This window comes from Halopseudomonas oceani, assembly GCF_963677335.1.
Classification (GTDB): domain Bacteria; phylum Pseudomonadota; class Gammaproteobacteria; order Pseudomonadales; family Pseudomonadaceae; genus Halopseudomonas; species Halopseudomonas oceani.
In genome coordinates, this window is sequence record NZ_OY781932.1 from 1,566,312 (window position 1) to 1,584,647 (window position 18,336).

At 61.5% G+C, this 18,336-nt stretch carries 19 protein-coding genes; 8 read left to right on the top strand and 11 right to left on the bottom strand.

Translation table 11 applies throughout. The features are described from left to right. Positions 1-12: 12 nt before the first annotated feature. The gene (locus ACKPCU_RS07395) at positions 13-453 is read right to left on the bottom strand and encodes a DUF2489 domain-containing protein (protein ID WP_321351049.1); all 441 of its coding nucleotides are present in this window, start codon (positions 451-453) and stop codon (positions 13-15) included. 5 nt (positions 454-458) lie between these two features. Continuing rightward, the gene (locus tag ACKPCU_RS07400; protein ID WP_170062986.1) at positions 459-929 is read right to left on the bottom strand and encodes an LEA/WHy family protein; all 471 of its coding nucleotides are present in this window, start codon (positions 927-929) and stop codon (positions 459-461) included. 96 nt (positions 930-1,025) lie between these two features. On the opposite strand from ACKPCU_RS07400, the gene ACKPCU_RS07405 reads away from it, so the two are divergent. Together ACKPCU_RS07405 and ACKPCU_RS07410 are read left to right on the top strand one after the other, a co-directional pair. After that, positions 1,026-1,616, top strand: coding sequence for a hypothetical protein (locus ACKPCU_RS07405; RefSeq protein WP_321351051.1), 591 nt, complete (start codon positions 1,026-1,028; stop codon positions 1,614-1,616). A gap of 195 nt (positions 1,617-1,811) precedes the next feature. Continuing rightward, the gene (locus ACKPCU_RS07410) at positions 1,812-3,848 is read left to right on the top strand and encodes a type VI secretion system Vgr family protein (protein ID WP_321351054.1); all 2,037 of its coding nucleotides are present in this window, start codon (positions 1,812-1,814) and stop codon (positions 3,846-3,848) included. A gap of 38 nt (positions 3,849-3,886) precedes the next feature. On the opposite strand, the gene ACKPCU_RS07415 is transcribed toward ACKPCU_RS07410, so the two are convergent. Beyond that, complete coding sequence (locus tag ACKPCU_RS07415) at positions 3,887-4,366, bottom strand: YchJ family protein (RefSeq protein ID WP_321351056.1); 480 nt, start codon at positions 4,364-4,366, stop codon at positions 3,887-3,889. A 4-nt stretch (positions 4,367-4,370) separates the two neighbouring features. Then, entirely contained in the window at positions 4,371-4,856 is a 486-nt protein-coding gene (locus ACKPCU_RS07420) for a DUF6231 family protein (protein ID WP_104737004.1), read from the bottom strand. 124 nt (positions 4,857-4,980) lie between these two features. Between ACKPCU_RS07420 and dinG the strand changes: the two genes are divergently transcribed. The 4 genes from dinG to ACKPCU_RS07440 all read left to right on the top strand — a co-directional run bounded on the left by dinG (position 4,981) and on the right by ACKPCU_RS07440 (position 10,053). Further along, positions 4,981-7,116, top strand: coding sequence for an ATP-dependent DNA helicase DinG (gene dinG, locus ACKPCU_RS07425; RefSeq protein ID WP_104737005.1), 2,136 nt, complete (start codon positions 4,981-4,983; stop codon positions 7,114-7,116). 105 nt (positions 7,117-7,221) lie between these two features. Further along, positions 7,222-8,394 (top strand): serine hydrolase domain-containing protein, encoded by a 1,173-nt coding sequence (locus ACKPCU_RS07430; protein ID WP_321351059.1) that lies wholly within the window; start codon positions 7,222-7,224, stop codon positions 8,392-8,394. Between the two features lie 103 nt (positions 8,395-8,497). After that, a complete protein-coding gene (pdxH, locus tag ACKPCU_RS07435) occupies positions 8,498-9,139 on the top strand; it encodes a pyridoxamine 5'-phosphate oxidase (RefSeq protein ID WP_321351062.1) in 642 nt (213 codons plus the stop codon). Positions 9,140-9,222: 83 nt separating this feature from the next. Continuing rightward, positions 9,223-10,053 carry an SDR family oxidoreductase gene (locus ACKPCU_RS07440; RefSeq protein WP_104737008.1) on the top strand — a complete coding sequence of 277 codons (831 nt, stop codon included), beginning with the start codon at positions 9,223-9,225 and terminating at the stop codon, positions 10,051-10,053. A gap of 33 nt (positions 10,054-10,086) precedes the next feature. Here the strand turns inward: ACKPCU_RS07440 and ACKPCU_RS07445 are convergent, their stop codons facing one another. From ACKPCU_RS07445 to ACKPCU_RS07465, 5 genes are read right to left on the bottom strand one after another with little or no spacing between them, the layout of a single operon-like run. Next, on the bottom strand, positions 10,087-10,737 hold the full coding sequence (locus tag ACKPCU_RS07445) for a DUF799 domain-containing protein (RefSeq protein ID WP_321351065.1): 651 nt from the start codon (positions 10,735-10,737) through the stop codon (positions 10,087-10,089). Beyond that, positions 10,734-11,096 (bottom strand): DUF4810 domain-containing protein, encoded by a 363-nt coding sequence (locus tag ACKPCU_RS07450; protein WP_321351067.1) that lies wholly within the window; start codon positions 11,094-11,096, stop codon positions 10,734-10,736. Before ACKPCU_RS07450 ends, ACKPCU_RS07445 begins: the two co-directional genes overlap by 4 nt. An 18-nt stretch (positions 11,097-11,114) precedes the next feature. Next, positions 11,115-11,822: a CsgG/HfaB family protein gene (locus ACKPCU_RS07455; RefSeq protein WP_321351069.1), complete on the bottom strand. Its 708-nt coding sequence runs from the start codon at positions 11,820-11,822 to the stop codon at positions 11,115-11,117. Positions 11,823-11,859: 37 nt separating this feature from the next. Beyond that, positions 11,860-13,107, bottom strand: a complete 1,248-nt coding sequence (locus tag ACKPCU_RS07460) for a TIGR03862 family flavoprotein (protein WP_321351071.1) — start codon at positions 13,105-13,107, stop codon at positions 11,860-11,862. Positions 13,108-13,136: 29 nt separating this feature from the next. Then, positions 13,137-14,057, bottom strand: coding sequence for a histone deacetylase family protein (locus ACKPCU_RS07465; protein WP_321351073.1), 921 nt, complete (start codon positions 14,055-14,057; stop codon positions 13,137-13,139). A gap of 208 nt (positions 14,058-14,265) precedes the next feature. Here ACKPCU_RS07465 and tesB point away from each other — a divergent pair, with 208 nt between their 5' ends. Both tesB and ACKPCU_RS07475 read left to right on the top strand, forming a co-directional pair. Further along, complete coding sequence (gene tesB / locus ACKPCU_RS07470; RefSeq protein ID WP_104737014.1) at positions 14,266-15,129, top strand: acyl-CoA thioesterase II; 864 nt, start codon at positions 14,266-14,268, stop codon at positions 15,127-15,129. 1 nt (position 15,130) lies between these two features. Next, a complete protein-coding gene (locus ACKPCU_RS07475) occupies positions 15,131-15,709 on the top strand; it encodes an HAD family hydrolase (protein ID WP_321351076.1) in 579 nt (192 codons plus the stop codon). Between the two features lie 34 nt (positions 15,710-15,743). On the opposite strand, the gene nadC is transcribed toward ACKPCU_RS07475, so the two are convergent. Continuing rightward, entirely contained in the window at positions 15,744-16,604 is an 861-nt protein-coding gene (gene nadC, locus ACKPCU_RS07480) for a carboxylating nicotinate-nucleotide diphosphorylase (protein ID WP_321351078.1), read from the bottom strand. 93 nt (positions 16,605-16,697) lie between these two features. Continuing rightward, complete coding sequence (locus ACKPCU_RS07485; RefSeq protein ID WP_321351080.1) at positions 16,698-18,062, bottom strand: alanine/glycine:cation symporter family protein; 1,365 nt, start codon at positions 18,060-18,062, stop codon at positions 16,698-16,700. Positions 18,063-18,336 lie beyond the last annotated feature (274 nt).

Here is an 18,336-nt window from a genome sequence, read left to right on the forward strand (position 1 = left end):
GCTTAAGCCTGCTCAGTTCAGCCCTTGGGCCAAAGCCTGAGCTGCAGCTTCAACCTCAGTGCGATGATCCCGTTCCAGGGTCTCCATCAGACGCAGATGCAATTTGCGCTCAGCCCGACTCAAGTCCTTCCACGCCTGATGGGTAGGGATGTGTGCAGTCTGGTCGTAGATACGTTCGAAGACGGTGACGTCCAGCCCTTCGCGGCGCTCGCCCTGGTAGTTATCCAGCAGCACCTTGATGCGAATGGCACCTTCGATGGTCGGCACCTGGCCGTCCAGCAGGCTCTGGGCAATGATGCGAATATCTCCGCTGAGGCGGTCGTCACGGGCTTCCAGTGCCTTGGCGCGGGCTTCGTCCTGCTGCCAGACCCTGCGCCAAAGGGTCAAGGCATACGCGGCCAGCGCCAGAATGATCAGGGTGCCTGCGGCAATCAGCCAGTAATGGTTTTGCATGGGGTTCAGAAACTCAGTTGTGAGGGATCCAGCGTCCCTTCCTCGTGCAGATTGATGCTGGGCGCCAGCCACATGCCTGTACGGATGTTGCCGTCGATACGGTAATCGACCGGCTGCTGTTTATCTACCAGCTTGATCAGGTCGGCGAGATGGCGCCACAGGTTGGAGCGTACATCCAGTTCAAAGTAGGACGAGCCGTAGGCTGGCACATCAAAACGATTATCGCTGACGCCGGTAGCCAGCTTCATGTCGTTGAGGTAGACCTGGTAGTGCATGCCGCGAATCGGCAATACCCGGTCGTTGGGGTTGTCGACCCGCAGCTTGAGCCGAAAGGATTGCTCCCAGAGATTCGACTTGAGCATCTCGACATTTGCCAGGCTGACGTCGGGCTTGGTGTAGGAAGGGCTGAAAACAGCGCAGCCGTGTAGCAGTACGCAGCAAAACAGCGTTATTACCCCCAGCATCCGCGCTTTCATCGCGTCCCCTCTCCCCATGCAGGCTGCTTTGTGTATGGAGTTGTTACGCAGCCTGGACCATACTTTACCCCTGATTTACGTACAGGGAGTGACAAGATGACCCGTTTCGAGGTGGTTTTTCAAGGTCAGGTACAGAAAGGCGCTGCGCCGGAGCAGGTTCGGGCCAACGTCGGCAAGCTGTTTCAGGTCTCGGGAGCCCAGCTGGATACGCTGTTCTCCGGTCGCCGAGTTGTGATCAAGCAGGGGCTGGATCAGGTCGGCGCCGAGAAGTACCGCATTGCCCTTGAGCGTGCTGGCGCTCAATGCAGCATCGTCCCGATGGACGACCCGGCAGCGCCCACCGCGGAGAGCCAGTCTGCACCCGCAGCAGCGCCGGGCACTGACCAAGTAGCCCAAGTTGAACCGGCTCCTACGGTAACGCCCAGCGCTGAGCCGGAGGCAGGATCATCGTCGCGTGTTGTGCCACGAGACGAGTACATGGCTGCCTTCAGCGAGGTTGAAGCGCCTGATTTTGGTATTGCCCCGCTGGGCGCCGATCTTCAGGACGAGTATGACCCTCATACGCCGTTGCCGATTGACCTTTCGGCGCTGAGCCTGGCGCCGGTGGGGAGTGATATGGGCGAGATTTCGCGGGATCAGGCCGCACCTGTGCCTAATATCGACCACCTGAAGCTGGTCGACGACTGAGGGTGTGCCACCGGGTCAGTCCTGCACTGCCCCGGTGACAGCGTAACCGAGTTGCTGTTTTTGCCGCAAAATGCGGACTCCTTCGACTTCTGTCGCTTTTTCTCCTGCCATCAACCGCTTCTGTCCTTAAGCTTTGCTCCAGCGTTGGCCGTGATGTCGGCCGGCGTGGCTCGGATCGCATAGCAAGGAACAAGGATGTTCTCACCAGCAAATGAAGCCCATTTTGCGTTGCACATCGACGGCGTTGAGCATGATTTCAACGTGCTTGAATTCACCGGTGTGGAGCGGCTTAACCAGCCCTACAGCATCGAACTGACGCTGGTAAGCGAGCGGCCCGATTTCGATCCCGCTAGCTTGTTGCATCTGCCGGCTTGGCTGGAAACCGGCTCCGACGGTGGTTTTCACGGTTTTATCAACCAGTTCACCCAGGGCGAGTCTGGCCGTCGCCTGACCCGTTACCAGCTCCGGCTGGGGCCCCAGCTCGGTTACCTTGAATACCGCACCAACCAGCGCATCTTTCAACACCAGTCGGTAGAGCAGATCATCACTTGTGTGCTGCAGGAGCATGCCATTCACAGTGATGCCTGGCGCTTCAAGCTGAACGCCGACCACGGCGAGCGCCGCTATTGCACCCAGTATGATGAAAACGACCTGCACTTTATCCAGCGTTTGTGTGAAGAGGAGGGACTGCATTTTCACTTTGAGCACAGCCGTCAGGGTCATGTACTGGTGTTTGGCGACGACCAGACCAGTTTCCCGCAACTGGCGCCGATCGGTTTCAGTCAGGGCTCCGGCATGGTCGCTGACCAGCCGGTGGTAAAGCGCTTCAGTGTGACCGCTGCCACCCGGCCTGACCGGGTCAGCCGTCGGGACTACAACTTTGAAACACCGCATCTGCTGCTGGAAGCAGGGGCTCAACTGGAGAGTGCGCAAGCCCAGCCTGCGCTAGAGGATTACGACTATCCCGGTCGCTTCAGTGATCGCGGCCGCGGCAGGCAACTTAGCCAGATTCAACTGGAGCGTCATCGTAGCCATCAGCTCGAGGCGCGCGGCGACAGTGATCGGTTGGACCTGCGCAGTGGACACTTTCTGCCGCTGACGGGGCATCTACGCGACGACTGGAACGATCTCTGGTTACTCACGGAAGTGCATCACCATGGCAAGCAGCCGCAGGCGTTGGAAGAGTCGATCAGCAGCGACACAAGCGTTGCCGACGGGTTCGTTCAAGGCTATCGCAATCGGTTTGTGGCCACCCCGTGGCAGGCGATCTGGCGGCCGCCACTGGAGCATCTTAAGCCGCGCATTGCCGGCAGCCAGAGCGCGGTGGTGACCGGCCCCGCTGGTGAAGAGATTCACTGCGATCAGCATGGCCGGGTCAAGGTACAGTTCCACTGGGACCGCGAAGCGCAGGCCGACGAGCACACCAGCTGCTGGCTGCGTGTGGCGTCCGGCTGGGCAGGGGACCGTTACGGCGCCATCGCCATTCCGCGCATCGGAATGGAGGTGCTGGTCAGCTTTCTGGAAGGCGATCCGGATCAGCCGCTGATTACCGGCTGCCTGTATCACGCCGAACACGTACCTCCGATCGAGCTGCCAGCGCACAAGACGCGCAGCTCTTTCAAAACGCTCAGCTCACCGGGTGGTGAGGGCTACAACGAGCTGCGCATTGAAGATCGCAAGGGGGCCGAACAGGTCTACATCCACGCACAGCGTGACTGGGATCAGCGCATTGAACATGACCAGCGGCTGCATGTAGGCAATGAGCGGCACGAGCACACCACGGCCAATCATTACAGCGACCACCTCGCCGAACTGCATCGCACCGTCCACGGCGACCGTCTGACGGAACTCAAATCCAGTGATCATCTCAGCATCGCCGGCAATCAACACTGCCGTATCGGTCAATCCCTGCTGGCCGACGTCGGCCAGGAGATTCATCTGGCCAGTGGCCGCAAGGTCGTCATCGAAGCGGGTATGGAGCTGACCATCAAGGCTGGTGGCAGCTTTATCAAACTCGACCCCAGCGGAGTCACCATTAGCGGCCCGGCGGTGCGGATCAACTCAGGCGGCAAGCCGGGGGTGGGGACGGGCGCTTCTCCGCGCTTGCCCGGCGACTTAACGGCCGCCGATCAGAGTCAAGCGGGAAGCCTGCTGGTGCCGGCGCAGCGTCAGGCGCTAATGCTTGGAAAGCCACTGTGCGCTATCTGTAAGGAGCCAGGTTCCGACGCCTGAAGTGCTTTGGGAGTGGACGCTTCGGCGGGCTGTGGGGCTTACCGCGCGCAGCACTGCTTGAACTTGCGTCCGGACCCGCACGGGCAGGGCTCGTTACGTCCCGCCTTGATCGGGTGGTTGGGGTCGAGGAAGTACCAGCGGCCCTGGATCAGGCGAAAGTCCGAGCACTCTCGGTGGGTCTGGGCGCTGCCGTCCGGGTCTTGCCAGCGGGCAATAAACGTTACCTGGGCGCTGGTCGCTCCCGGCAGCTCGTTTGCGCTCTCCACCGTCAGCCCCAGCCAGCGGCTGTGTTGGCTCCATTGGCGCATGGCGTCAACGTCCAGGTAATCCTGTTGGGCGGGAACGGTGGTAGCGACCAGGTAATCGATTAGACCGAGGGTATAGGCGCAGTAGCGCGAGCGCATTAGGCGCTCGGCGCTGGGGGCCGCGTTGCCTTGATGTAGGGGCTGACAGCATTCGCCATATTGCCGACCGCTGTCGCAGGGGCAGGGCGCAGCGGCGGTGATGGTTGGAGTCATCGCGTTACCACCAATATTTGTCGAACATCTCCGGGTTGGCCCAGTACTTGGAGTTCAGCCAGTCCGGGACGCTCTTGTATTCGGCCAGATCGTAGGCGTAAAGCGTCAGACTCTGGCCATCCTGGCTGAAGCGTGCGTGGCGTTGCAGGGCGAGGGCGTAGAAGTCATTCTCCTGCCAGTCGTCGGTGCGCTCTATGTCGACCAGCACCGCAATCCGGCTGGCAGAGAGGTTGCGCAGGCCGGCTAGCAGTTCGGTGGCGGTGCGTTTGTCGAGGTGCTCGAGCTGATCGGCGACAATGGCCAGGTCGTAGCGTTGATTGCGCAGGTCGTCGCTCAGTGGGACGTCATCTGTGCTGCTGACCTGACAGTCCGGGTGTTGCTGGCGCCAGGCTTCAACCGCCGGAATGGCGCTGCGGCTGACGCAGAGCAGGCTGGCGGGTCGATAGTGCTGGAGGATGCCCAGCAGGGAGGATGTCGGCGTGGCGCTCATCGGGAGACTCGACTGTGAACGGATTCAGCGCAGCAGGGTAGGGGCTGACTGGTGTTGATGCAAGCACCGACGGTCCAGCTGAGGGGCGTTGAATGGTATCATCGCCGGCTGATCCGGAGCCCGCATGCTGAACGACGAACTCAAAGGCCAGATCCAGACGGCCTACCGTACCTTTCTGGAAAACAAGTCGCTGAAGCCGCGCTACGGCCAGCGGGTGATGATTGCCGAGGTCGCCAAGGTCTTCGGCAACGTTGCGCTGGACGAGGAGGGACATCGCGCTGGTGATCCGGCGGTGGCGGTGATTGAAGCCGGCACCGGCACCGGTAAGACCGTAGCCTACTGCCTGGCGGCCATCCCGATTGCCCGTCATTTGGGCAAGCCACTGGTCATTTCTACTGCAACGATTGCCCTGCAGGAGCAGATCGTGCTCAAGGATCTGCCGGATATTCTGCGCAACTCCGGTCTCAAGTTCGGCTTCTCGCTGGCCAAAGGTCGCGGTCGCTACGTCTGCCTGGCCAAGCTCGATAACCTGCTGCGCGAAAACCAGTCCATGGCCGATCAGCAGCAGATCTTTGCCGATGATGGCTTTCGTATCGACGTGGACGAGGCCGGGCTCAAACTCTACACCCGCATGGTCGAAGCGCTTGGTGGCAACAAATGGGACGGCGAGCGTGACTCCTGGCCAGAGGCGCTGGAGGATCAGGACTGGTCGCGGCTGACCACTGACCATATCCAATGCAGCAACCGCCGCTGCGGCCACTTTCAGCAGTGCGTGTTCTACAAGGCCCGTGAGGGCGTGCAGAAGGTCGACGTCATCGTCACCAATCACGACCTGGTGCTGGCGGATCTGGCGCTGGGTGGCGGCGCGATTCTGCCCGACCCGCGTGATTGTCTGTACGTCTTTGACGAGGCGCATCACCTGCCGGACAAGGCCATCGGGCATTTCGCCCACCATACTCGCTTGCACGCGACCGCCGAGTGGCTGGACCAGATCGACAAGAATCTTAGCAAGTTGCTGGCCCAGCATCCGCTGCCCGGTGATCTCGGCCGCGTGCTGGAGCAGGTGCCGACCACCGCCCGCGATCTGAAGCCGCATCAGCAGTTCATGCAGCAGGCGCTGGGCGATGTCGCCGACTTTGCCAGCGCCGAGGATCGAGGCGGCAACATTCGTCCGCAGTACCGTTTCGAGAATGGTGAGGTTCCCGCCGAGCTGTGCGACATGGGCATGGAGCTGAAATCGGGTTTTGGCAGGCTGAGTGACCAGTTGCAGCGGATCGTCGATATGCTCAAGGAGGCGATGGATGGGGAAACCACCATTGGCGTCTCCGAATCCCAGGCTGAGGAGTGGTATCCGCTGTTTGGCGCGCTGCAGGCGCGAGCCGAGGCCAATTGGACGCTGTGGACCCAGTTCTGCCTGCAGGACCCGGAGGGCAAACCGCCGACCGCGCGCTGGTTGACCCTGACCGAAGGCGGCGACATCGAAGTCCACGTAAGCCCCATTCTGGCCGCCGACACCCTGCGTCAGTACCTCTGGAATCCAGCCTTCGCAGCTCTGGCCACCTCGGCAACGCTGACCGCGCTGGGCAAGTTCGACCGCTTCAGCCACCGCGCTGGTTTGCCGCGCAGCGCGGTCTGTGCGCTGGCACCCAGCCCGTTCAAACATGGCGAAGCAGGCCTGTTGCGTGTGCCGAATTACGGCGCCGACCCGCGCGACAGCGTCGCCCACACGGCGGCGATCATTGAACACCTGCCGGAGATTCTGGCGGATGAGCGCGGCAGCCTGGTGCTGTTCTCCTCGCGCAAGCAGATGCTGGAGGTGTTTGCCGGGGTGCCCGCAGAGTTTCGTCAGCGGGTGTTGGTGCAGGGGGATTTGTCCAAGCAGGAGCTGATTCGTCAGCACCGCAAGCAGGTGGATGATAACAAGCAGAGTGTGATCTTCGGCTTGGCTAGCTTCGCCGAAGGGGTCGACCTGCCCGGCAAGTACTGCGAGCACGTGGTGATCGCCAAGATCCCCTTTGCCGTACCGGATGACCCGGTTGAAGCGGCGCTGGCCGAGTGGATCGAGAAGAATGGCGGTAACCCGTTTATGGAGATCGCCGTGCCGGACGCCAGTCTGCGGCTGATTCAGGCCTGCGGCCGCTTGCTGCGCACCGAGAGTGACAGTGGCACCGTCACCGTGCTGGACCGCCGGCTGGTTACCCAGCGCTATGGCAAGGCGATTCTCAATGCGTTGCCACCGTTCCGCCGCGAGATCGATTGAGTCATCAGCCTGAGCGGTGGGCTGTCGACAGGCGAACTGATGATGGCTGCCACGCGTCGGCGGCTTCGGTTTAATGGCAGAAAACAAGACAACAAGGACCGCATGATGAGTACTATCCAGGGTTACTTTGATCCCCGTTTCGAGTCGGTACGCGAGCTGTTCGCTGAACAGCAGCAGGATGAGCAGGCCCGCGGCGCGGCGCTTTGTGTCACCGTTGGTGGCGAGACCGTGCTGGACCTTTGGCAGGGCGTACGTGACAAGGACAATCAGGCGGTCTGGGAGCAGGACACTCTGGTCAACGTATTCTCCTGCACCAAGCCGCTCGGTGCGGTCGCGTTGCTGCAACAGGTGGCGGCCGGGAAGCTGGAACTGGACGCGCCGCTGGCGGTGGTTTGGCCCGAGTTTGCCCAGGCCGGCAAAGCGTCAGTCACCCTGCGGCAGATCCTCAGTCATCGCTCCGGCCTGTCGGCCGTCAGCGAAACCCTGCCGCCGGAGGCGCTGTTCGAGTGGGACGCCATGAGCGCCGCGCTGGCGGCGCAGCAGCCCTGGTGGACGCCGGGCGAGCATCACGGTTACGCGCCGGTTACTTACGCCTGGTTGCTGGGTGAGCCGCTGCGCCGCCTGACTGGGAAGCGGCCCGGCCAGGCGATTGCCGACAGTATCTGCGAGCCGCTGGGTATGGATTTCTTCATTGGCGTGCCGGATCAGGATCTGGAACGCATCGCCTCTGTCTCCCGCCTTCGCAACCAGATGGGGGACGACGGCGCTCGCCGCCTGTTCGCGGCCATGGGGCAGGGCGACAGCATGACCGCCAAGGCCTTCGGTAACCCGTCGAGCATGATGACCAGCACCAACCGCCGCGAGTGGCAGCAGGCCGATATTCTGTCGGCCAACGGCACCGGCAATGCGCGTTCACTGGCGCGCTTCTGGCAACTGCTGGCCAATGATGGTCAGCTCGATGGTGTCAGCTTGCTGGATGCCGAGCTGGTCAAGCAGATGCAGCAGGAGCACAGCGCCGGTGACGATCGTACCCTGCTGTGTCAGACCCGCTTTGGTCTCGGTGTGATGCTGGAGCATGACGGCCCCGGCGGCAGCTTCGGTATGGGCAAGAACGCGTTCGGTCACCCCGGTGCAGGCGGTTCTCTGGGCTTCTGTGACCCGGACGCGAAAGTCGGCTTTGGCTACGTCACCAATACCATGGGGCCCTACGTGCTGATGGACCCCCGTGCGGTGTCGCTCAGCCAGGCGGTGTACCGCTGTCTGCAGTCGATCGACTGACGTCTGCGCAAAGCCTGCGCTGCATCAATGTGCGGCGCAGTTTGCCTGCTAGCATAGGATACGTTCCCATCGTCTCCATTCACTGTTGCCGGAAACTGATCTGATGAAACCCAGTATTGCCGATCTGCGTCGTGACTATACCCGCGATGGCCTGACAGAAGCTCAGGCGCCCGCTGATCCCTTTGCTCTGTTTGGGCAGTGGTTCGGCCAGGCCGTCGAAATTGAGAGCACCGAAGCCAATGCCATGATGCTGGCCACGGTCGACGGTGAAGGCCAGCCGCATCTTCGCACCCTCTTGCTCAAGGGCTTTGACGAGCGCGGCTTTGTCTTCTTTACCAACTACCAGAGTGCCAAGGGACAGCAGCTGGCTGATCAGCCGGCGGCGGCGATGACCTTCTGGTGGCACGATCTGGAACGTCAGGTGCGCATCGAAGGTCAGGTCGAGCAGACCAGCGCCGAGGAGTCTGACGCTTACTTCCACAGCCGCCCGGAAGGCAGTCGGCTGGGTGCCTGGGCATCACCACAGAGTCAGGTTATCGCCAGTCGTGAGGTGTTGGAGCAGCGCCTAGATGCGGTGCAGCAGCAATACGCCGATGCCGCAGCGCCGCGGCCGCCGCACTGGGGCGGTTATCGTTTGCTGCCCACTCTGATCGAGTTCTGGCAGGGGCGCCCCAGCCGCCTGCATGACCGGCTCTGCTACCGTCTGGTTGAGGGCAACTGGGTACGGGAGCGACTGGCACCCTGATTTGCTCATTGTCGGGTCCCGTTGCTTGCTGCTGCCGCGCTTCGGCTTTACGCTGAAAGACAACCGCGACAGCAGGAGGCGACATGGGCAGAGGGGCGTTTCAGCAGAAGGTTGTTGTGATTACTGGCGGCTGCGCCGGAATCGGTCGGGCACTGGCCCTGCGCTTCGCGCAGGCCGGAGCTCATCTGGCCATCCTCGATGTGCAGGACGAATCGCTGGCAGCCTTCCGCCAGCAACTGCACGATAAACTCAATGCCGATGTGCTGGCGCTCAAATGCGATGTGTCCGATGACCAGGCCTGTGCGGAGGCGATGGCGCAGGTGGTGGAGCGTTTTGGGGGCATCGACCTGCTGATCAATAACGCGGGTATCACCCATCGCAGTGCCTTTGCCGATACCGACTTGTCGGTGTTCCAGCGGATCATGGCTGTAAACTACTTCGGCGCTGTCAACTGTACCCGTCATGCGTTGCCCAGCCTGCTTGAGCGCCGCGGTCAGGTGATTGTGCTCAGCTCGCTGTCGAGTTTCGCCCCGCTGCTCCACCGCAGCGCTTATAACGCCAGCAAGCACGCGCTGCACGGCCTGTTTGAAACCCTGCGTATGGAAGTGCGCGAGCAGGGCGTCAACGTCATGCTGGTTTCCCCCGGGTTTACCGCCACGGATATTCGCAAGAATGCACTGGTCGGCGACGGCTCGGTCGCCCAGGCCAATACAGCCATGCCGTTCAAGGTGGCGGCGCCGGCGGATGTGGCTGAGGCGATTTACCAGGGTGCCTGTCGGCGCAAGCGGCAGCTCATTTTGTCCAATGTGGACTGGCAGGCGAGGCTGGTTGCGCGCTTTTTTCCGCGGCTATTCGAACGCTGGATGGTGCCGCGGTTGTCGGGGGTTAAGCCGGCGCCCGCGAGCGAGCAGTGAGCGCCAGCGCCGTTTGATGCTGACGCTTATCTGCTATTGCCGTTGCTGGTCGCGTGCACGTGGCCCAGGAAGTATGCCGTTCTGAACGTTGCTGGACAGCAGGCGGAAACTGGTCAGGCCGGAGATCTGGTAGCTTCTGTCGACGCTGGTGTTGATGACCTGGTCCACCAGTGCCACGACCAACATGCTTACCAGATCGCCGCCGCTATTGTTGCTTTGCTCGGTTGAGGATGCGGTAGCGGCCCCTTTCCAAAGCAACTGCCCGGTACGGCTGTCCACCAGCGATGCCTCCGCTGTCACCCGAGTATCACTGGCGATTAGCTGATAGCTGGTGCCGTATTGGGTAATGTTGATATATAGAATCGAGTCGGCACCAAATACATCGTTCAGCTTGTCCAGTGGTAGCGAGTGAATTTCCTGGGGATCGGTCATCCCATTTTCGCGGAAGGTTTCTTCGACCACCGCGACGGGAAATACGTAGTAGCCTGATTCGGCCAGTGGATAGCTTACCTGGGTCAGAAAACTGTAGCTGGCGCTTACGTCCAGTGATTCGTTCACTGGTGGTAAAACCAGAATTGAGCGGGGCTTGCTCTCACGGAAGGCGGTGTAGTCGTAGGGCTGCACCGCACAGCCGGTCAGCATCGCAGCCAGGGTTAGCAGTGCGAGTATCGTTCTTTTGTTCATTGTGCTGTCTCCGGCTGCTCATGCAGAATTTGCTCGACAAAATGAGCGGACTCGGGAAACAGATTCCTTTCCATCGCAAACTGCTCACGTGCTTCGATTTCGCGGCCGGTATTGAAGTACAGCATGCCCAGGTGCGCATGCAGGCCGGGCGGTACGCTCTTACCCTGAGCTTCGGCCTGAGACAGGATGGACTCGATGCTTGAGACCTGAGCGGAGTAGTCGGTCACGCCGTCCTGGTGGTGAAGGTACAGGGTGTTCTGATAATCGCCCCAATAGTAGAGCGGTGGATTGACCGGTGCGCAGGCACCCAGCACTGCGGCGGCTGCGAGGCAGCCACCCTTGAGCAGAAACGACTTCATGTGACGTCCTTGTTATGCCTAGTTGCTGGCCGGGTTCCAGGCGCCCGATTCGATGCCTTGCACCAGATTGTTTACGGCTTCCCGAATCGCCAGGTCCAATACCTTGCCGTTCAGTGTTGCGTCGTAGCCTGCGGTGCCGCCGAAACCGACGACTTCCCGGTTTGACAGACTGTATTCACCAGCGCCCTGAGTGGAATACACCACTTCCGAGGTGCTGACGTTGACAACATTGAGGGCGACCTTGGCATAAGCGACCTGGGATTTGCCGCGACCGAGAATGCCGAACAGCTGCTGATCGCCGGTTACCTTGCGGCCAAACTCGGTGACGTCGCCGGTAATGACGTAGCTTGCGCCCTTGATGTTCTGGCTCGCGCCGCTGTAGCCCGCTTCCGTTGCCAGCTGAGCCATGTTGGTCCGCTCCAGCACATTGAAGCGATTGGTCTGCTGCAGGTGGGTAACCAACGTAGTTTTGGCCTGATTACCGAGTCGATCCACTCCGTCAGAGAATAGACCGCGCTGGTAGCTGGAACGGTTGTCGAACTGGCCAACGGCAATCGGTGTGCGCACACCCTGATAGTTGGAGCCGTAGCTGGTGACGCGAGGTACGTCAACGGTACGGGACGATTCAGTGGCACAAGCGGAGAGCAGCAGGGTGCCGGTGATCGCGATGGAGATTGAGAGTGTTCGAAGCACGGGGGCGAGTCCTTTCGATGTGATGTGCGTCATGCTATCAGCCCTAGGGATAGACGCACAGTGTTCTGTTTCAGGGTGTTGCGAGCCAGGCGAGCACGCCTTCTGCGGCGCGTCGGCCGCTGGCAAAACAGGCGGTCAGCAGGTAGCCGCCGGTGGGTGCCTCCCAGTCGAGCATCTCGCCAGCGCAGAACGTACCGGGCAGCGCCTTCAGCATCAGATGGCTATCCAGCGCGCTGCGGCAGACACCACCAGCGCTGCTGATCGCTTCGTCCAGCGGACGGGTTTGGGTCAGGATGACGGGTAGTGCCTTGATGCCGGCGGCGAGCAGGGCGGGATTGGCAATCACCTCTTTGTCCAGACACTCGTGCAGGAGCGCGACCTTTACTCCGTCCAGGCCGGCTTTCTTGCGCAGCAGATTGCTCAGGCTCTGGCCGTTGCGCGGCTGGCTGAGTGCTTGCTGCAGTTGTGCCTGGGTATGATCCGGCGCCAGATCCAGTGTCAGTTCAGCTTTGTTGCGTGCCTCCAGCTGCTCTCGCAGGACGGCGGACAGGGCGTAGATCAGGCTGCCTTCCAGTCCGTCGTGGGTGAGGATGGCTTCGCCGCGGCGGCTGATGGTTTCCCCCGCAGGGCTGCGGATGCTGGCGACTATCTGCTTGAGTGGTTGACCGGCGAAGCGTTCGCTGAGAAATGGGCTCCATGCGCTGATAAAGCCGCAGTTGCTGGGGCGCAGTGAACGTACGTCAACGCCGCGCGCACTGAGCAGGGGTGCCCAGCTGCCGTCGGAACCGAGGCGCGCCCAGCTGCCGCCGCCCAGCGCCAGTAGTGTTGCCGCTGCCCTTGCTTTGATTTCACCGTCCGGGGTGTTGAAGCGCAGCGCTGCGTTGTCATCCCAGCCTAGCCAGCGGTGCCGGGTGTGCAAACGGACGCCCTGTTCGCGCAGGCGTTTGAGCCAGGCGCGCAGCAAGGGTGCGGCTTTCATGTCAGTTGGGAAAACGCGCCCGGAGGTGCCAACGAAGGTGTCGATGCCCAGGCTGTGAATCCAGTCGCGCAGCGCCTGCGCATCGAACTCAGCCAGCCACTCGCCAACCCAGGGCGAGGCTTCGCGGTAGCGCGACAGAAAGGGGGCTGCCGCCTCCGAATGGGTGATATTCATGCCGCCAACACCGGCCAGCAGGAACTTGCGCCCGACCGAGGGCATGGCGTCGTACAGGTCGACCAGCAGACCTGCCGCTGACAAGACCTCGGCTGCCATCAAACCGGCCGGGCCGCCACCGATAATGGCAATGGAGCGGGTATTGATGTTGGCGGTGTCAGTCATGGTGCGATCCTGAAAGCGGGGCGCGCAGTTTAGCCCAATCCGCGCTGCTGCCAAATCTGCGCGGCGCTGTGGTGCAGGATGCCGTGCCGGCGGGCCAGGGCATTGCGGTCGCGGTCGTACCCGCCGCCGATGACGGCGCAGACGGGGATGTCCCCGCCCAGACAGCTATCGATTACCAGCCTGTCGCGGTCAGCAATGCCTTGGTCGGTCAGCTGCAGGTGACCTAGCGCGTCCTGCCAGTGGACGTCGACGCCAGCGTCATAGAGCACCAGGTCCGGCTGGTACAGTGGTAACAGGTAATCCAGTGTCTGCTGCAGGGTATGCAGGTAGCCCTGATCATCCAGTCCCCGCGGCAGGGGAATATCCCAGTCGCTGGCTGCCTTGCGCGCCGGAAAGTTGTTCTCGCAGTGCAGTGATACGGTGATTGCCGCGTCTACGTCCTCCAGAATTCGCGCGGTACCGTCGCCCTGGTGTACGTCGCAGTCGATGATCATTACTCGCTCGACGCGTCCGCTGGCCAGCAGCGACAGGCTGATGATCGCCAGATCGTTAAAGATGCAGAAGCCGGAGGCGAAATCCCGGTGGGCGTGGTGGGTGCCGCCCGCCAGATGGCAGGCCAGGCCATGACGCAGCGCCAGCTCGGCGGTCAGCAGCGAGCCGCCTACCGCACGGGTGGTGCGTGTAACCAGCGCCTCGCTCCAGGGCAGGCCCATGCGGCGCAGAGCAGTCGCGTCCAGTGCGTTGTCGTGGAAACGGGCGACGTAGTCTGGGTCGTGGGCCAGTGCCAGCAACTCGCGGCTGCAGCGTTCCGGGCTGTGCAGATTGCTGTCGTGCAGCAGGGCGCTGGCGCGTAGGTGGTCGTGCAGGCGCACGAACTTGTCCATCGGGAAGCGATGGGGTGCGGGGAAGGGGAAGCTGTAGTCCGGGTGGTAGATCAACGGCAGATCCACAACGGCTCCTGACGGCGGTGGATGGCGAACTGAGTATGCGCATTGCGCCCTGGCCCAACAAGTCTCGGCGCTGATGCACCTGACGTTTCGCTCTGCTAAAGCGAGACAAACCGGGTTAAACTGGCCGCCATTTCCGCGGCGAGTGCGCCGCCATTACAGTCAAGACGTACCCATCTGCGAGCGGATGGGCATTATGTGAGGATCCGCTATGAGCGAATTGCTGGATGATCTGGTAGACCTGCTGGCGCTGGAGAAAATCGAGGAGAACCTGTTCCGGGGTCGCAGTCAGGATCTGGGTTTCAAGCAATTGTTTGGCGGTCAGGTGCTGGGGCAATCGCTGTCGGCTGCCAGTCAGACGGTTGACCCTGAGCGTCACGTACACTCGGTGCACGGCTATTTCCTGCGCCCGGGCAACGCCGATCTGCCAATCGTCTATCAGGTCGATCCGCTGCGTGACGGCGGCAGTTTTACTACCCGCCGTGTGCAGGCCATTCAGAAGGGCAAGCCGATCTTCACCATGATCAGCTCGTTCCAGGGCGATGTGGAGGGCTTTGAGCATCAGGCGGCGATGCCAGACGTCCCTGGCCCTGAAGACCTGCCCAACGAGACCGAGTGGACCCGTCGCTATCAGCACCTTATTCACGAAAAGGTGCGAGACAAGGTGCTGTGTGGCAAGCCGATCGAAATTCGTCCGGTTGGTGATTTCAACCCTTTCGAGCCAGTGGTTGGCGAGCCGGTGCGCTACATGTGGTATCGCGCCGACGGTACTCTGCCGGACGATCCGCAGGTCCACCGGTATTTGCTGGCGTATGCGTCAGACTTTCACCTGCTGGGTACGGCGATGCAGCCCCATGCGATTTCCAGCTGGTCGCCCGACATGCAGGTAGCCAGCCTCGACCACTCACTGTGGTATCACCGCCCGTTGCGCATGGACGACTGGCTGCTGTATGCGATGGACAGCCCGTCAGCCAGCGGCTCCCGCGGTCTCTCGCGTGGTCAGATCTTCAATCGGGCCGGTGAGCTGGTAGCCTCGGTAACCCAGGAGTCATTGATGCGCAGGGTGCAGCGCTAAGATGCAGCATTTGCGTGGCTGGGTATTCGATCTGGACGGCACGCTGACGGTCGCTCAGCATGACTTCCCAGCGATTCGTCGCGAGCTGGGCGTGCCGGCGGATGCAGATATTCTGACGTTTATGTCGACCTTGCCGGCAACCGAATATACCGCCATGAAAGCGCAGCTTGATGCCATTGAGTTGCGTCTGGCTGAGCAGGTTGAACCGGCACCCGGTGCGGTTGCCCTGGTTCGGCAGCTGCACGAAGAGGGGCGTCGACTGGGTATTCTGACCCGTAACCTGCAATCGGTTGCCCGCTCAACGCTTAGTTGTCTGGGCATCCTCGACTGTTTTGCTGCCGAAGATGTGTTGGGGCGCGAGGAGGCTGCGCCCAAGCCTTCACCGGACGGTATTCACCGTTTGCTGGATCGTTGGCAGCTGTCGGCGACTGAGGCGGTAATGGTCGGGGACTTTCGCTTTGATCTTGAGGCCGGGCGTGCGGCGGGCAGTCATACCTGCCTGATCCTGCCCGATAATCCCTGGCCCGAGCTGGCAGACTGGCACCTGCCTGATTGCAGTGCCCTGCTGGCTCGACTCTAGATCGGGCTGTCGACTGGCCTGCAGGGTTGGTTGGTCAGTCTACCGCCTGAAAGCGCAGGCGCATTGATAGGTCGACCGCCTTGACGTCCTTGGTCATGCTGCCGATCGAGATGTAGTCCACACCGGTTTCAGCAACGCTGCGCAGGGTCGCTTCGGTTATGCCACCAGACGCCTCCAGCTTGGCGCGCCCGGCGTTTAGGCTGACGGCGGTACGCATGTCCTCGTCGCTTAGCTCGTCCAGCATGACGATGTCGGCGCCCGCTTCCAGCGCCTGTTTCAGCTCTTCAAGGCTTTCCACCTCGACCTCAACCGGTTTGCCTGGCGCAATGTCGTGCGCACGGCTGACGGCCTGGGCGATGCCACCGCAGGCGGCGATATGGTTTTCCTTGATCAGGAAAGCGTCGTACAGACCGATACGGTGGTTGTGACAACCGCCGCAGGTCACCGCGTATTTCTGTGCCAGGCGCAGGCCGGGAATGGTCTTGCGGGTATCAAGCAGCTTGACGTTGGTGCCGGCAACCAGATCAGCGAAGTGACGGCTGCGGGTGGCGGTTGCCGACAGCAGCTGGATGAAGTTGAGCATCGAGCGCTCTGCGGTTAGCAGACCGCGGGCTGGGCCGCTGAAGCGGCAAATCGTCTGATCGGCGAGCAGGGTGTCGCCGTCATTGACCAGCCATTCAATGGCGATTTGCGGATCGACCTGACGGGCAACTTCATCTGCCCAGGCGCGGCCACAGAAGACGGCGGCCTCACGGGTGATGATGCGGCCATCGGCCTGGCGATCTGCGGGAATCAGGCTGGCGGTGATATCGCCGTCGCCCACATCTTCGGCCAGGGCGCGGCGGACGTCATCAACGATGCTGGTCTGCAGGCTGTCGAGTGTGAGGTTTGGCATAGAGGCTCCGGCGTCTGGTCGCAAGTGCCGCGAGTATACCGATTGGCAAAAAAAAATGCCCGCCGGGGAGGCGGGCATTCTGTGCGGGCCGACTTACTTGTTGAGGTAGTTGGCCGGGTCAGCGAAGTAATCCTTGGTCATCTTGAAGACCACGGGGCTCAGCAGCAACAACGCAATCAGGTTGGGAATCGCCATCATCGCGTTGAGTGTGTCGGCCACCAGCCACAGGCTGTTCAGATCGATGCCGGGCAGGGTGCCCAGCGGAATAGCGATGATCCACAGCAGGCGGAAGGGCAGGTTGGAGCGTTCACCGAACAGGAACTGGGTGCACTTCTCTGAGTAGAAGCTCCAGCCGATGATGGTGGTGAAGGCGAATACAGCCAGGCCAATGCTGACAATGTACTGCCCCCACACGCCCGGCAACCCCTGACTGAAGGCCAGTGCCGACAGCGGCGCGCCGTTCTCGCCGCTTTGCCAGGCGCCGGTCACCATGATCACCAGACCGGTGATCGAGCAGATGATGATAGTGTCGATGAAGGTGCCGAGCATGGCAACGGTGCCCTGGCGGATCGGGTTGTTGGTTTGCGCGGCGGCGTGTGCGATCGGCGCACTACCCAGACCTGCCTCGTTGGAGAACACGCCGCGGGCGATACCAAAGCGCATGGCCATCCAGACAGTGGCGCCGGCAAAACCGCCAGCAGCGGCACTCGGGTTGAAGGCGTAGTAGAAGATCTGGCTGAAGGCTTCCGGGATCTTGTCGGCGTGCATGATCAGGATGATCAGCCCGCCGCCAACGTAAAAGATCGCCATGATCGGCACCAGTTTGCCTGCCACTTCTCCGATACGCTTGATGCCGCCCAGCAGAACCAGGGCGACCAGCACGGCGATGATAATGCCGGTGGCCAGCGGCGGGATGCTGAAGGAGCTGTTCAGGGCGTCGGCAACCGAGTTGGACTGGATGGTGTTGCCGATACCGAAGCCGGCCAGCATGCCGAAAATCGCAAACAGCACGCCGAGCCATTTCCACTTCTCGCCCAGGCCGTTCTTGATGTAGTACATCGGACCGCCGACGTGGTTGCCCAGGGCGTCTTTCTCGCGATAGCGCACGGCGAGGACGGCTTCGCAGAACTTGGTGGCCATGCCAACCAGTGCGATGACCCACATCCAGAACAGCGCGCCCGGGCCGCCAAGGAACACGGCGGTTGCGACGCCTGCGATGTTACCGGTGCCTACGGTGGCCGAAAGCGCGGTCATCAGCGCGTTGAAGGGGCTGATGTCGCCTTCTTCAGTGCTTTTGCGGCCGCGCCACAGCATACTGAAACCGTAGAGCAGCTTGCGTTGTGGGGTTAGCTTGAGACCAAGTGTAAGATACAGGCCGGTGCCGGCCAGCAGTGCCAGCATGGCCGGCCCCCACACGATCCCGTTGATTTCCCCAATGAGGGAGATAAGTGCTTCCATAAAATGCAGCTCCTGATGTTGTGTTTTCGATGCCTTCACTGGTGCATCGTTACTGTGCTGTCAGGCAGATGTTGACCAATTGAGCATATACCAGAGATTACGGGAGCGGTTACAGAATATGTCCGTACTAGGGGCTGTTGCCATTTCCTTCATCCGCCTGCCGGAGTCCATTTTTCGGCTAGGCAAGGCGGAGGGATTGCAGTGTGGTCATTCCACGTAAGCGACGAGTGACGCCGAGTGGCGGTTTTACAGGCGGCAACAGGCGGGTGAAGGA

Coding starts and splice junctions, on each gene's coding strand:
- ACKPCU_RS07395 (WP_321351049.1), bottom strand. CDS start 453: ATGCAAAACCATTACTGGCTGATTGCCGCAGGCACCCTGATCATTCTG.
- ACKPCU_RS07400 (WP_170062986.1), bottom strand. CDS start 929: ATGAAAGCGCGGATGCTGGGGGTAATAACGCTGTTTTGCTGCGTACTG.
- ACKPCU_RS07405 (WP_321351051.1), top strand. CDS start 1,026: ATGACCCGTTTCGAGGTGGTTTTTCAAGGTCAGGTACAGAAAGGCGCT.
- ACKPCU_RS07410 (WP_321351054.1), top strand. CDS start 1,812: ATGTTCTCACCAGCAAATGAAGCCCATTTTGCGTTGCACATCGACGGC.
- ACKPCU_RS07415 (WP_321351056.1), bottom strand. CDS start 4,366: ATGACTCCAACCATCACCGCCGCTGCGCCCTGCCCCTGCGACAGCGGT.
- ACKPCU_RS07420 (WP_104737004.1), bottom strand. CDS start 4,856: ATGAGCGCCACGCCGACATCCTCCCTGCTGGGCATCCTCCAGCACTAT.
- dinG (WP_104737005.1), top strand. CDS start 4,981: ATGCTGAACGACGAACTCAAAGGCCAGATCCAGACGGCCTACCGTACC.
- ACKPCU_RS07430 (WP_321351059.1), top strand. CDS start 7,222: ATGAGTACTATCCAGGGTTACTTTGATCCCCGTTTCGAGTCGGTACGC.
- pdxH (WP_321351062.1), top strand. CDS start 8,498: ATGAAACCCAGTATTGCCGATCTGCGTCGTGACTATACCCGCGATGGC.
- ACKPCU_RS07440 (WP_104737008.1), top strand. CDS start 9,223: ATGGGCAGAGGGGCGTTTCAGCAGAAGGTTGTTGTGATTACTGGCGGC.
- ACKPCU_RS07445 (WP_321351065.1), bottom strand. CDS start 10,737: ATGAACAAAAGAACGATACTCGCACTGCTAACCCTGGCTGCGATGCTG.
- ACKPCU_RS07450 (WP_321351067.1), bottom strand. CDS start 11,096: ATGAAGTCGTTTCTGCTCAAGGGTGGCTGCCTCGCAGCCGCCGCAGTG.
- ACKPCU_RS07455 (WP_321351069.1), bottom strand. CDS start 11,822: ATGACGCACATCACATCGAAAGGACTCGCCCCCGTGCTTCGAACACTC.
- ACKPCU_RS07460 (WP_321351071.1), bottom strand. CDS start 13,107: ATGACTGACACCGCCAACATCAATACCCGCTCCATTGCCATTATCGGT.
- tesB (WP_104737014.1), top strand. CDS start 14,266: ATGAGCGAATTGCTGGATGATCTGGTAGACCTGCTGGCGCTGGAGAAA.
- ACKPCU_RS07475 (WP_321351076.1), top strand. CDS start 15,131: ATGCAGCATTTGCGTGGCTGGGTATTCGATCTGGACGGCACGCTGACG.
- nadC (WP_321351078.1), bottom strand. CDS start 16,604: ATGCCAAACCTCACACTCGACAGCCTGCAGACCAGCATCGTTGATGAC.
- ACKPCU_RS07485 (WP_321351080.1), bottom strand. CDS start 18,062: ATGGAAGCACTTATCTCCCTCATTGGGGAAATCAACGGGATCGTGTGG.